This window comes from Ornithinibacillus halotolerans (genome assembly GCF_014637405.1).
Taxonomy (GTDB): Bacteria; Bacillota; Bacilli; order Bacillales; family Amphibacillaceae; genus Ornithinibacillus; species Ornithinibacillus halotolerans.
The window spans coordinates 77787-90778 of the sequence record NZ_BMEY01000006.1 but is presented as its reverse complement, the minus strand read 5'-3'; the positions used below and the strand labels follow the sequence as shown (position 1 = coordinate 90778).

At 34.3% G+C, this 12992-nt stretch carries 14 protein-coding genes; 2 read left to right on the top strand and 12 right to left on the bottom strand.

Annotation, left to right across the window (positions count from 1 at the left end):
• Positions 1 to 40: 40 nt before the first annotated feature.
• From IEV35_RS07395 to IEV35_RS07365, 8 genes are all read right to left on the bottom strand, one after another.
• Positions 41 to 280 (bottom strand): PAS domain-containing protein, encoded by a 240-nt coding sequence (locus IEV35_RS07395; protein WP_229740685.1) that lies wholly within the window; start codon positions 278 to 280, stop codon positions 41 to 43.
• Entirely contained in the window at positions 280 to 723 is a 444-nt protein-coding gene (locus IEV35_RS07390; protein ID WP_268237918.1) for a PAS domain S-box protein, read from the bottom strand. The genes IEV35_RS07395 and IEV35_RS07390 overlap by 1 nt, the downstream gene beginning before the upstream one ends.
• Positions 708 to 833, bottom strand: coding sequence for a hypothetical protein (locus tag IEV35_RS20445; RefSeq protein ID WP_373284710.1), 126 nt, complete (start codon positions 831 to 833; stop codon positions 708 to 710). Before IEV35_RS20445 ends, IEV35_RS07390 begins: the two co-directional genes overlap by 16 nt.
• Positions 803 to 1129 (bottom strand): PAS domain-containing protein, encoded by a 327-nt coding sequence (locus IEV35_RS07385; RefSeq protein ID WP_188384017.1) that lies wholly within the window; start codon positions 1127 to 1129, stop codon positions 803 to 805. The genes IEV35_RS20445 and IEV35_RS07385 overlap by 31 nt, the downstream gene beginning before the upstream one ends.
• A gap of 191 nt (positions 1130 to 1320) precedes the next feature.
• Positions 1321 to 1869, bottom strand: coding sequence for a GNAT family N-acetyltransferase (locus IEV35_RS07380; protein ID WP_188384016.1), 549 nt, complete (start codon positions 1867 to 1869; stop codon positions 1321 to 1323).
• Positions 1870 to 1921: 52 nt separating this feature from the next.
• Positions 1922 to 2443, bottom strand: coding sequence for a DinB family protein (locus IEV35_RS07375; RefSeq protein WP_188384015.1), 522 nt, complete (start codon positions 2441 to 2443; stop codon positions 1922 to 1924).
• Positions 2444 to 2485: 42 nt separating this feature from the next.
• Complete coding sequence (locus tag IEV35_RS07370) at positions 2486 to 2644, bottom strand: hypothetical protein (protein WP_188384014.1); 159 nt, start codon at positions 2642 to 2644, stop codon at positions 2486 to 2488.
• A 363-nt stretch (positions 2645 to 3007) separates the two neighbouring features.
• A complete protein-coding gene (locus tag IEV35_RS07365; protein ID WP_188384013.1) occupies positions 3008 to 3745 on the bottom strand; it encodes an SDR family NAD(P)-dependent oxidoreductase in 738 nt (245 codons plus the stop codon).
• A 187-nt stretch (positions 3746 to 3932) separates the two neighbouring features.
• Between IEV35_RS07365 and IEV35_RS07360 the strand changes: the two genes are divergently transcribed.
• On the top strand, positions 3933 to 4532 hold the full coding sequence (locus IEV35_RS07360; RefSeq protein WP_373284709.1) for a TetR/AcrR family transcriptional regulator: 600 nt from the start codon (positions 3933 to 3935) through the stop codon (positions 4530 to 4532).
• Between the two features lie 40 nt (positions 4533 to 4572).
• On the opposite strand, the gene IEV35_RS07355 is transcribed toward IEV35_RS07360, so the two are convergent.
• The 4 genes from IEV35_RS07355 to IEV35_RS07340 form a co-directional block, all read right to left on the bottom strand.
• A complete protein-coding gene (locus tag IEV35_RS07355) occupies positions 4573 to 5637 on the bottom strand; it encodes a multicopper oxidase domain-containing protein (protein WP_188384011.1) in 1065 nt (354 codons plus the stop codon).
• 598 nt (positions 5638 to 6235) lie between these two features.
• Positions 6236 to 8077, bottom strand: a complete 1842-nt coding sequence (locus IEV35_RS07350; protein WP_188384010.1) for an FMN-binding glutamate synthase family protein — start codon at positions 8075 to 8077, stop codon at positions 6236 to 6238.
• Positions 8078 to 8253: 176 nt separating this feature from the next.
• Positions 8254 to 11436: a DEAD/DEAH box helicase gene (locus IEV35_RS07345; RefSeq protein ID WP_188384009.1), complete on the bottom strand. Its 3183-nt coding sequence runs from the start codon at positions 11434 to 11436 to the stop codon at positions 8254 to 8256.
• Between the two features lie 421 nt (positions 11437 to 11857).
• The gene (locus IEV35_RS07340) at positions 11858 to 12706 is read right to left on the bottom strand and encodes a patatin-like phospholipase family protein (RefSeq protein WP_188384008.1); all 849 of its coding nucleotides are present in this window, start codon (positions 12704 to 12706) and stop codon (positions 11858 to 11860) included.
• Between the two features lie 157 nt (positions 12707 to 12863).
• Between IEV35_RS07340 and IEV35_RS20310 the strand changes: the two genes are divergently transcribed.
• Positions 12864 to 12992 (top strand): hypothetical protein, encoded by a 129-nt coding sequence (locus tag IEV35_RS20310; protein ID WP_268237913.1) that lies wholly within the window; start codon positions 12864 to 12866, stop codon positions 12990 to 12992.

The following is a 12992-nucleotide window of genomic DNA, read 5'->3' as shown; positions in this document are numbered from 1 at the left end:
GCCTTTTTCTTTCAGTAATATCACGTGCTATCTTTACAATTTATAGTACCCTACCTTCTTCTATTACAAGTGTAGCCGTTGCTTCCATCCAAATATAATGGCCTGATCGATGTTTTGAACGGTATTCTACAGTAGAATGACTTTCTCCAGAAATTAATTTGCTAAATATATTTTCAAAAACTGGCACATCATCAGGATGAATATAAGTTAAAAAGGATTTTCCGATAACCTCTTCCTCATTAAAACCAAATATATCTTCAAATGCAGGATTTGCTCGAATTATTTCACCATGTATATTGGTACGAAATATAGGAATAACTGAATTTGTCCAAAATGCATTGATTTCTTCATTTTTTCCCTAATTTCATTCTGCAATATTTTTTCTTCAGTTATATCTTTCGCAATACCGTAAACACCTACGAGTACTTCATCAACTATAATTGGTATATTATTTACAAATAATTGGGTGGAATGGCCGTCATTATGATAGATTGATGTTTCATACTCCATACTATGTCCTTGTAATGTGTTTTGGAAATACTGTTTTGACTCAATTAATTTTCCATCATTAACTAACCGCTCAAATGTACCAATAAGTTCTTCTTTACTGTATCCAGTAATATCAGTTGCGATATCATTAATGCTAACGAATTTTCCATTTTGATCTACTTCAAATACAGCATCACTATTTTGTTCCACTAAAGAACTTAGTCTTTTTTGGATAAGTTTTCTTTCTCTTTCTTTTTTCTTTCTGTAATGTCTCGTAAAATAACCAGTAAATAATTAGAATGACCAAGTCCGGTTATAATAGGACTAACCGTTGATTCACATATAAATTCTTTGTTATTATTAGTAATTCTTCTGTAAACTCTATCGATTTTAAGGTAGATTGAACTTGTTGAAATTTTTCGTTCAAACCAGCTGCTTGGTTGATTGGTAACACTTCTTCTAATCGTTTCCCAATAAAACCTTCCTCTAACTTAAAAGTTTCCTCTGCAGACTTATTTAGATATATATGTCTAAATGAATCTCTATCAACCTCTAATATTAAAACTATATCCTTTATATAATCAAACATACGAGTAAATGCTAGCACGTCATGACTAACTTCTTCTAAAAAGCGTTTCATAAACTATTCGTTCCTTTTCTTTACCTAAAAACCACTGTTCTACATTTTAAACTATTTCTTGAGAAACAATAATATATTATAACAGACAAGTAAGATTTATTATTACCATTTATGGATACAAATACCATAGCAAAATAAAAAACGTTTCTAGTGTTTGGTGTAAACATTAGAAACGCCTTTCCAATAACTGCTTATTTTTGCCATAGTTCTCTAGTTAACTTCATATTAATGGAATCAATCCATTCTCCCTCGTATTCTAACTCATTTCTATCAATACTATCAACGAAAAAACCAACTTTTTCATATACTGTTTTTGCTCTTGGATTGAAGGCAAATACACTTAATGTTAATTGGTTTAGATTTGTATTCTCAAAAAGATAACTCACCATTAATTTAGTTGCTTCTGATCCTAGCCCTCTATTTCTTCCTCTTGGACCAATCATAATTCTAAAATTCATACTATGATTTGCTTTATCATATAAATTTGCTACAACCTCACCAACAAATGTATTTGTAGACTTGTCAACAATTGCTAAATCCAAACGGTCCTCTTGATCATTTCTAGTATCGTACCATTCCCAAACTTCCTTTTTATTATATCCAGGCGTACTACCTGTTAATGTTATTACTTCTGGATCTTGTAAACATTCTTCTATATAGGGAAAGTCATTTTCAATTAAAAACGGCCTCAATAGAACTTTCTCTCCATAAATAGTAGGTTTATTCCTTAAATCAATCATATTATGTCTTTCTCCTTTAATGTGAAATTATTTCTATTAAAATAGAAACATATTATTTTTGCAATATACTTAAGTAAGAAATCCATGGGCCAACATCATCTTTATATCGATTTGCCATTACGCGAACAATTTGAGAAATATGGGTTAAATCATGAACGACCCAAGTTGCTAATAATTGCTGCAATGTCACTTCCCCAAATTCAGGATGAATACCTACCTTATCTAAATCTTCCTCTTTTATTTTAAAATTAATTAGTTTAGAGAGATTCTCCGCGCGTAATGTTGCAAACTCCTCAAGAGCCACTTCTATTTTCCGTACAGGTTTGGCTAGATGTGTAAAACGATTAAATTCTTCAAACATATTATCTAACTCTGGATTAATAATTTTTTCTGTCCTCTTCAACCAATCTGTTTTTTCACCTTCGATTAGATGTTCAATGACTTCTAAAGGAGTCCATGTGCCCTCTCCTTCATTGATTTTGTACCATTCAGGTGATATGTCCGTTAAGAGATTTTGAAGAGTTTTAGGTGTCCTTTCTAGGATTTGGATTGATTCTTGAAAATTAAAATTCAACTTTGTCCCCTCCTCAAGGTAGGAATCCTATCATTAATTCTATTACTCTTCTTTTTTAACCTCAGATGGTTTGTAACGGTATGTATTATTATTACCTTGAATATTAATTACCCCTTTTTTCATTGGCGAAGCTAAAAATCCTAGAATGAGTCCGATTGTGAATGTTAAAGCTGAAAGTATTACAATTTCTCTTTTTTCCATTTAAAGACTTCCTCCCTCGTTAGTTTTAAGGTAAAAAAAGCACCCTATTTATTCATAAGGTGCTCTATGCTTTAAGTTTATTAAGATGTCTTATTATTAAGTATAATTTGACTAAGAAAGATTAGCAATACAGTCATAAATATTCTATAGATTTCTGAGAGGAAACCATCCCTAACATGGTTAATGTTGAACATTACAATTAGTGCACATAACCCGCCCCGAAAATATACTTCGCTTTCACTTCCAGTACAGGGGCGACATCCGCTCGAAACAACCATCGCGGTGTCTTCTTTGCCGTGGCGGCTGGCTATGCAAAAAAAGAATCCACTCACTTGGAATGGATTCTTTAATTAATAACTTATCTTATTGAGCTGTATATCCACCGTCAACGATTAGGCTGTTACCAGTCATAAAGCTTGAATCATCGCTAGCTAGGTATAGTACCGCTTTAGCCATTTCTTCTGGTTTACCTAGACGTTTCATTGGTGTTGCGTTTGTTAAGAATGCACGATCTGTTTCACCTAAGATTGGTGTTTCAATAAATCCAGGACATAATGCGTTTACACGGATATTACGTTCCGCATACTCTAAACCTAATGAACGACTTAAGTTAATAACACCAGCTTTTGCTGCATTGTAAGCTGCACTACCAGGTGATCCAACCCAACCATACATAGATGCTGTATTAACGATAACACCGCCACCAGCTTTTAAGAATTCTTTAATTGCACCTTGAGCTACTAAGAATACACCATCTAAGTCAACTTCAACAGTTCTTCTCCACTCAGCATATGACAGTTCTTCAGTTGGTTTTACCGCACCAATACCAGCATTATTGAAAAGAACATCTACTTTTCCAAATGTAGATAAAGCAACATCATAAATATTTTTAACATCTTCTTCACTTGTTACGTCAGCTTTAACAAATTTAGCTTCATATCCTTCAGATTTTAATTCTGCTTCAAAAGCTGCACCTTTTTCTGCATTAAAATCTACTAATACTAGTTTAGCCCCTTCTTCAGCAAATAGTTTAGCTGTTGCTGCACCAATTCCTGAAACTCCACCTGTAATTACCGCTACTTTTTCTTGTAGTTTACCCATTACAAATTCCCCCTATATCATCTATTTAGTACTTTAAATATGAATTGAAAAGATTTACATTTATATGTTAACAATTTGTTCATTACTTACCAATCATTAAAATTTGTTATAATGTTTATTAGATAGACGAACTGTAACTATCTGTCTATTAAATCAACAAAATAAATAAAATTGCTTATTGTGGGGGATAAGATTGGAATCTAACAAGAATACACAACGTAAACAACGAACCGCTGAACATCTACAATATGCATTAATTGCTTTAATTAAAGAGAAAGGCTTTCATTCCGTAACGGTTAAAAATATTGTTGACTATGCAAAATATAATCGGAGTACTTTTTATATACATTATCAAGATAAGTATGAATTAGCAGAGGATTTATTAGATACCATGCTTTTAGGTTTGGAATATTCTATCCAAAAATCCTATCAAACTAAGCGTATTGTAGACACCTCCAATCTTAACGAACAATCTTTTTCAATTATTTCTTACATATATGAAAACCGGAATTTCTTTGAGTTAATTAAATATAGTGATACTTTACCTGATTTACATACAAAATTTCCACAGACGATTTTAAAAATCTATCAAGAAAAATTTGTTTTTGAAACAATTGAAAATAAGCCCGTAAATATGGATTTTTTTACAAGATACACTGCTTATGGATTTTATGGACTCGTCTCTAATTGGATTAATAGTGAATTTAAACAATCTCAAGAGGCGTTTATTCAAGATATTATACAATTAGCACAAACGCATATGGCTACCGTGCGATACATTGGTTAAAGCGTAAAGGAAGCAAGGTGTTACTTGCTTCCTTTATTAGTTATTCAATTGATGCTGTGGTGTTGTCATCATCTGCAGTCACTCGTAGGATCGCTGCTGCACCTTTTTCAACATGTTCAAATTGATGCGTTACGATTGTATAATCTCCTTCTTCAAAAACTTCAAATTCAACTACTGCACCTCCACTAGCTGGTAATTGGATGGTTTGCATGCCTTTTAGCACATTTTCTGGGTTTCCATCTAGGTATGTCACGTCAAGTTGGGCCCCAACAACATGGAATGAGCTGACCTCATTTGGTCCGACATTATTTACATAAATACGTACACGATCCCCAACTTTTGCTTGTAATGGTTCATCTTTAAGTGAGAAGGTATCCCCATTCGTATTACGGTCTCCTTCATTTAGAGCTTTAGCAGAGAATACAACTTGATTTGGTTCTCCATCTGTAAAATCTTCCATACTGTTATAGTCATACCATTCGTTTTGAATAAGTACAAATTCTTTATCCACGATGTCATCCGTTGGGTATCCGTCTTTCGGTTGAACGATTACAACACCATGCATTCCATTGGCAATATGAGATAGAGCTGGACCAGTTGCACAGTGATACATGAATACCCCAGGTCTATTTGCTGTAAAGGTGAAAGTTCCACTTTCATCAGGCATTACATCAATAAAATTCTTCGTAGGTGAAGTTTCTACAGCATGGAAGTCCATACTATGTGGAACTGCAGGGTCCATATTTTTTAATGTGAAGTTCATTGTATCTCCTTCCTTCACAACGATTAACGGACCTGGAGCCTCTCCATTGAATGTCCACGCTTTATAGATTTGCCCTTTATCAATTTCAATATCAGTAATCTGTGCTGTCATTTCAATATTTACTTCATTTTCACCTACTCGTTCAAACTTAATTGGTACTGGTTCTTGATTTAAATCTTCGTGTCCAGGAATCATACTGGCTGTTGTCTCTACTTTTTCATTAGAAGCACTGTTTTCCTTATTACTAGTTTCTTCTGCTGCATCCGTATCATTACCACAACCCGCTAATAGTAAAGAAAGTCCTAACGCTCCGATAAAAATCATTTTTTTCATTTTTTCCATTACATTCACTCCCGTATTTTTTTATAAAATAACTTAAAGGTGAATAATAGTAGACTAGTCTATTTTGTGTAGATAATGATCTATTGGTGCAACATAGTTTGCTTCTTTTTATCTACATGTATATTGTATCGAAGCATAGGGATTTTGTATGTGATTCGATTCACTAAGTAAAAATCATAACAAACGCGTTTATCTTTTGTTTTTAAACATAGTTAAATCGCATATTATCAAGGTTCCACTAATAATTTGTCTATTTTTCATATCCGTTTTCAAAGTTTCTTATTTCGCACAGAAATGTGAACTTATGAACAAGTGAATTGGTGAGCATATAGCGCAACGAACTAAAACAGCATTTTTACGTGTTAAACAGCAGACATAGATAACAATATAGCTCAGTACCCAAAAATAAAAAAACAGCTAAACAATAAACATGTCTCGCTTTTTTTTAAAAACACCTTATTCTGAGATTCAATTTGTTCTTTCATTTCTTCTGTTAACACAATACAACTAATTGGAACTTGCCAAATCCCTATGGAAAATAAAAAAAGAAAGGACGGCTATAAAGTGAAAATATGAACCTTCCTTTCTTTTATCTTTTTTAGCTATTTACTAATTCACGTTCTTTTTCTATAGGAATAGTAGTTTGAGAATTATGCAACTCTACTAGATTCGTATTATCAGTATATTTCTTCACTTCATTATCAGATCTTCTTAATGCAATATGCTCTTTGCCGAATTTTGTTGGGGAATCAATTCCACAAGAGGCACCAAGCATGAATAAGCCCTCTCTCATCGTTGTTAAATAATTTGCTGTACGGAATCTCTTTTCTTCTACAGCTAATCCCGCTTCTAGATGTGGCAAATGAGTAGTAATTCCTACAGGACATAGATTTGTATGACACTTCCCTGCATTAATACAACCAACCGTATTCATGGCAGCACGTGCTACATAGATTAAATCCGCACCTAGTGATAACGCAGTAGCCATTTTATTCGCAGTAGCTAACATACCAGAAGCTATTATTTTCACATCATCACGTACACCGTATTTGCGTAACGTCTGATCTAGTATCAAAATACCGGAGTATATTGGCAGCCCTAGTCCATCTGCCATTTCTTGATATGTCGCGCCTGTCCCACCTTCAGCACCATCAATAGAAATAAAATCCGGTGCTTCTCCTGTTTCCTTCATATAGCTTGCTAGATTATCAAATGAATATTCATCACCTGCTACCACTTTAATACCTACTGGTTTTCCAGTAATCTCTTGCCAATGACGAATTAAAGTAAACAGTCCATCCATATCTTTAAATAATGGGAAACGGTTTGGACTTTCTACATCTTTACCCATTTCAATTCCTCTAATACTAGCAATCTCTGGAGTAATTTTTTCCTTTGGTAGTTTTCCACCACGAACTTTTGCACCTTGGGCAAGCTTAAGCTCAATTGCTTTCACTTCAGGACGTAAAGCATTACTTAGAAAAGTCTCTTCACAGTATTTCCCATCTTTACGGGCTCCGAATAATCCAGATCCTACTTGGAAAATTAAATCCGCGCCTCTTTCTTCAATAATTTCTTTATCAACAAGTTGCTGAATTGTTTCTTTCACTTCTTCCCCAAATTTTTTCTCTAATTGGAAATTAGAAGCATGAGGAAATTCTTTTATAAAGCAATACACCTTTTTCTCTAAACGATCGGTTGGAACAGAAGTACCTTCTAGCACTTGATAGACTTTAGATAAATGATAAGGTGAAATTCCTCCTTCACCTGTGTTCATAAAACTCCCACCACTTATCGCAACGCCTTGTGAAAGCGCCTTCACAGCACTTTTTGATAAAGCACCATAACTCATTGCTGAGATACCTAGTAAACCTTTTACTTTAAATGGATGGTTGCGTCTTTCTCCAATAACAATACTATTGTCCTTAGTTAAATGCCAAGGTTTAATTGTTTTTTGATTTCGTTTTTCTTTTCTGCTTGTAATTGATTCATTAATAATTTGATATGTGTATGTTGTAATAGGCGAACGATTGTCTACCTTTAATTCATCCACATTTAATGGAAACATAGAGTTTGTTAAATAAAAATCTGTTTTACTAAAATCTTTCTTTGACCCAAATCCAATTACGGTATTTGCATATTTACCAGCTTTTGCAATTGTTTCTTGTGTATCGCGATCAACTGGTCTACCTTCTTTATCATTTAAAAACCAATACTGTCTAAACTCAGGACCAATCATTTCAAAGATATAACGTAATCTACCTAATAGTGGATGAGTCTTTAAAATGGAATGCTGGTTTTGATATTTGTCTTTAAGATAAAGATAAATAATAAATAAAATAAGTCCATAGAATAATATAAATGGTAGCATTTTCAAAAATGAAATAAGCATTGACAGAACAAACACCCCGTCCTTCTCATGTAAGTAATATATAATCATGTTCATACCACCTTCATTGTAACAAATTTGTCGAAAATTGAAAGGAAAGTGATAAAAATATATTACTCTATTATTTGGCACCATCTTATAGCCTGAGATATGTTTATCGGAGAATTTTTTTTGAATGCAAAATGAGCTCTGATGCGTTTATTAATATAACGCATCAGAGCTCATTATTATCCTAATAATTCCTTAATATCTTCTTCTGTAAGCGTAATGTTTCTTTCTTCAGTAGGATCGATTACTTCCTCAATTAAATGACGCTTTCTATCTTGTAGTTCATTCATCTTTTCCTCAATTGTACCTTTAGCAACTAGTTTGATCACTTGAACAATATGTTTTTGGCCAATTCGGTGGGCACGGTCTGCAGCTTGTTCTTCTACAGCAGGGTTCCACCAACTATCATAAAATACGACAGTATCTGCACCTGTTAAATTTAAACCCGTACCTCCTGCTTTTAAGGAAATGAGAAAAACATCTCTTTCTCCGCCATTAAACCGATTGCAAAGCTCTAATCTCTCATCAGAAGGAGTTTGTCCATCTAAATAAAAGTGTTCAATTCCAAGTTCATTTAGCTCATTGCCAATTAAATGGAGCATTTTCGTAAATTGAGAAAAGACCAACATTCTTCTTCCAGAAGATTTTGCTTCTTCTACAATCCGCATCATTTGTTCAAACTTCGCAGAGGAACCTTCGTACCCATCAACAAATAATGCCGGATGACAACAAATTTGACGTAATCTAGTTAATCCAGCTAAAATTCTAATTCTATTTTTTCTTATCGTATCTTTATCTAAATGTTTAAGTGTTTTATGCTTTAGTTTCGCCAAGTAACTAGCATATAATTTCTTTTGTTCTGGAAAAAGTTCCGACTGATCAATTGTTTCCCTTTTCTCTGGTAATTCATCTAAAATATCTTCTTTTACACGCCGTAACATAAACGGACGAATACGACGGGCAATTTGCTTATTCGTTAATTCACTATATTCTCTAAGTCCCAAAAACAATTCAGGAAATACAACATGAAAAATTGCCCATAATTCTTCTAAAGCATTTTCCATTGGTGTACCTGTTAATGCAAAGCGATGCGTGGCGTTTATTCTTTTAACCGCACGGGCCGTTTGGGTTAACACGTTTTTAAACATCTGTGCTTCATCAAAGAAGACTACATGAAATTCTTGTTCCTCATACCATCTCAAATCACTACGTAATAAGGGATAACTTGTTATAAGAACGTCAATTCCTTCCAATTCCGATTGCAGTTTTGCTCGCATCGATTTATTTCCATCCATAATGATCATTTGTATATCTGGAGCAAATTTCATCATTTCACTTTGCCAGTTATACGTTACCGATGATGGACATACAATAAGTGCCGGTTTTCCTGATTCACGGATATTTTCTAATTCGGACACGATAAACGCAATACTTTGTATCGTTTTTCCGAGTCCCATATCGTCCGCTAAAATACCGCCAAATCCGTAATGGGCAAGTGTTTTCATCCATTTAAATCCATGTTTTTGATAGTTATACAGAACTCCTTCCATAGCAGTCGGAATGTCAACATCTAACTTTTCAGGATGCTGAATCTTATCTAGAAATTCTCGAAAGGAAGCTTCTAATGAAATAGCATTTGAATCACCAAACACATTAAGCAACCGTAACCCCTCTACAATAGGTACTTCAAACTGTTTCTCCCATTCATCATCTTGCACAGGAACTGCTTGCATAAAGCGCCTGATTTCTTCCATTTCACGAGTTTCTAATGAAAATAGAGTCCCATCACGTAGTCGATAATACTTACGTTTCTCTTCTAATGCAGCAAGAATTTCTTTAATTTCAGACTCTGGAATACCATCAATTTGAAAAGTAAATTCCAGTAAATGGTTCTTTTCTCGGTAATGCCTAATTTTAATTTTAGGTATTGTCGTTTTTGGTAAAATTCGTAAACGTACAGCAGTTGTTGCATACACTTGGACATATTTTTGTAATTTAGGTAATTGGTGATGCAAAAAGTTATATTCTATTTCTTCATTTTGAATATAATAGCCGCTCTCTGTTTCGCTAAACTTACTTTCGTCCATTAACTGAAGAATCGCTTCTTCTTTTTCCATATCACGAATAATCATGGAGCCAATTTTCGGATGCTGGTTCTCTAATGGATTGATAACAACATTTTCATAATGAAATTCTAATCCTGCTAGCAGTCTATTTTTAATACGATCTAAGTATAATTTCGCCTGTAATGGGGTCTTTTTCAGCTTAGCAGTAATTTCGCCAGACAAATGCACTGCTCCCATTTTCCTTAGATTAGGTAGAAGCTTTTCCATATAATATTTTAAATGTTCTCTAGGAATTTTAATGGCATTGGAGTTTGATTTATCTAGCATTCGCTTTAGTTCAAAGAGTCGTTCCGCTTCATCTCTTTTTACAACGACAAGTTTTCCATTTGATAGTACTGTATCGTAATCTTTCAAGATAACTAAGTCACTTAAACCTTGCACTAAAAGCTGAAATCCTGTTTCTTCATTCCCAGTAAATTCAAATGTTAGTGGCAACTCTTCGTCGGATAAATGAAAACCTACATGTCTTTTCCCATTATAATGCACATTTACGTGGGGAGCTTGAAGTAATAATGGTTCCATTCTTTTCCAAGCTGAGGCTGGAACTATTATTGTACTAGCCTCTCGCTGATTAGTTATTGGCTGAATGATTCTTTCATCATCCATAATTAAGATTAATTGTTGAATCACTTCATCCGTACGTCTGTCAATATAATAAATAGAAGGGTCATAGGTTAATGTCTTTTTAATCTCGTAGCTTCTACCTTGTTTAATATGAATTAGAAGATCACGAATGTTTTGGATTCGCTCTGATTCAATAGATAACTCGATTCCAAACATCGGCTGGTTACCCTTTTGTTCAACCACTTTACATAGAATGGACGTCTTTAATACTTGTCGATTTTCAAAGTGAATTTGCTCCCCACTTTTTCGGAAGGGGGTGGATTCGAATATTTCTAATAAGCCATCCGTAATCTCATCATATAGTGGATCTGTTTCATGTTCTACCACCATTTCTTGTTGCTTGTCATTCCAAGCAATTAAGACTGCCGCAACATGCTGACAATCTTTAGAAAAGGAAGATAGTGTTGGGCATGTACATGTTGCTGTAATATCTTTCTCTTCTTTAGTTAGATGAACTTCAAAATTCTCCGCTCCATGGACAATCGCAAATAAACCATCTTCTTTTACTTCTTCCATTGTTACTTTACCGTTCCGATAAAAGGCTTCTCCACGTTTATAAGAGACAACCCCACAACGTTCTTGAATTTGTTTTTGATTAAGTTTTAATTGCATGAGTTTGTCTCCTTTCAGCTATTTCTAACAGGAGTAATACCAAACATTATAGATAGCGTATCTAACCCGCCCCGGAAATATACTGCGCTTTCACTTCCAGTACCGGGACGACATCTGCTCAGATCAATACCATCGCAGTGTCTACCTCGCCGTGGGCGGCTGTTGAGCCAGGCTACTACTTGGAATTACTTCCATGCTGCCTTGCACCGAGGAAGCATACTGCGTAGCGAAACTTGCAGACGCAGGTGCATTCTCGGGGTCTCACCTATGCCTATCCTCCCACAGGAGTCTCCGTATATTTCCGGGGCTAGTTAGTGCTCGTTCAGCCATTACATCCTTGATTGAGAAGTCAATATTTTCCCTCCAGAAATTTATAATTACATACGTTATCTAACAAAATTGTTTCATCTTAGATAAAATCTTATGAGATAAATTCCTTTAATTTATCTGCGAGTTTTTCTGCATCTGCTATTCCTTGTTCGTAAAGGGTTGTTAATTTCCCTTTATTTCGTTCAATTCTCCCTACATCTAATTTTTGCGAAGGGGCAATAATGAACACATTCCCTTTCTTTTCTTCCTCAAATATATATTTAAGTGTCTCATTATAGATGATATGCCGATTTTTCATTGCTTTTAATAAACCTGGATAGTCCCGATATTTTCTTTCGAAGTACCAACTAAAGGATTGAGGCTTCTTCAAATATCCTTTGTTCCTTGTTAAGATTACTACATTCTTTCTATTTCCATCTCGTTCTGATTGCTTAATTGGGATTGGATCGGATATTCCTCCATCCATTAGTTCTCTCCCATCAAACGATATAATCGGTGCTACTAAAGGAAGGGAGCTGGAAGCACGAATAACAGTTAAGATATCCTTTTGATAATCCTCTCTTTTATAGAAAACAGGTTCTCCTGTCATGCAATCTGTAACGCCAACAACAAATTCTTCTTCCGCTCGATAAAATGTATCAAAATCAAATGGTTCTAACTCATTCGGAAGACTATCAAATAAAAAATCCATTCCGAATAATTGTCTTTTCTTAATCAGGTTACGAAAAGATAAATAATCAGGATGATCAATGTAATCAATATTCACTGCACGGTTTCTGTCCATTTGCCGAGAGACATAAGAAGAACCATTACACGCTCCTGCTGAAACACCGATAACATATGGCAAAAAGACATCATGTTCCATCATATAATGTAATACACCAGCTGTGTATACTCCTCTACTTCCTCCACCTTCTAATACTAATCCTATATCTTCCATATAATCCCCACTTATTTGCAAATTTAAATTTCGTTCTAAAACAACTATTTCTATTATAAATCTTAGAAATGAAAGTTTCTATTGAAAGTGACTGTTCGTATATACAAGTTGGATTTAGAGACAATAATGAAAATAAGACTGAAAAGGAGGACAAAACATGAAAAAGGATAAAAAACATAACCAAAAAGAATTGAAGCAAGAAAATAAAAAAGCAAATGACGCAACACTACAAGATGGTTTTCGCTATGATTACAATGACTCCTCAGAATTTCAAAATAAAAAGTAG

Coding starts and splice junctions, on each gene's coding strand:
- IEV35_RS07385 (WP_188384017.1), bottom strand. CDS start 1,129: ATGAAACGCTTTTTAGAAGAAGTTAGTCATGACGTGCTAGCATTTACT.
- IEV35_RS07380 (WP_188384016.1), bottom strand. CDS start 1,869: ATGATTGATTTAAGGAATAAACCTACTATTTATGGAGAGAAAGTTCTA.
- IEV35_RS07370 (WP_188384014.1), bottom strand. CDS start 2,644: ATGGAAAAAAGAGAAATTGTAATACTTTCAGCTTTAACATTCACAATC.
- IEV35_RS07365 (WP_188384013.1), bottom strand. CDS start 3,745: ATGGGTAAACTACAAGAAAAAGTAGCGGTAATTACAGGTGGAGTTTCA.
- IEV35_RS07355 (WP_188384011.1), bottom strand. CDS start 5,637: ATGGAAAAAATGAAAAAAATGATTTTTATCGGAGCGTTAGGACTTTCT.
- IEV35_RS07350 (WP_188384010.1), bottom strand. CDS start 8,077: ATGATTATATATTACTTACATGAGAAGGACGGGGTGTTTGTTCTGTCA.
- IEV35_RS07345 (WP_188384009.1), bottom strand. CDS start 11,436: ATGCAATTAAAACTTAATCAAAAACAAATTCAAGAACGTTGTGGGGTT.
- IEV35_RS07340 (WP_188384008.1), bottom strand. CDS start 12,706: ATGGAAGATATAGGATTAGTATTAGAAGGTGGAGGAAGTAGAGGAGTA.
- IEV35_RS20310 (WP_268237913.1), top strand. CDS start 12,864: ATGAAAAAGGATAAAAAACATAACCAAAAAGAATTGAAGCAAGAAAAT.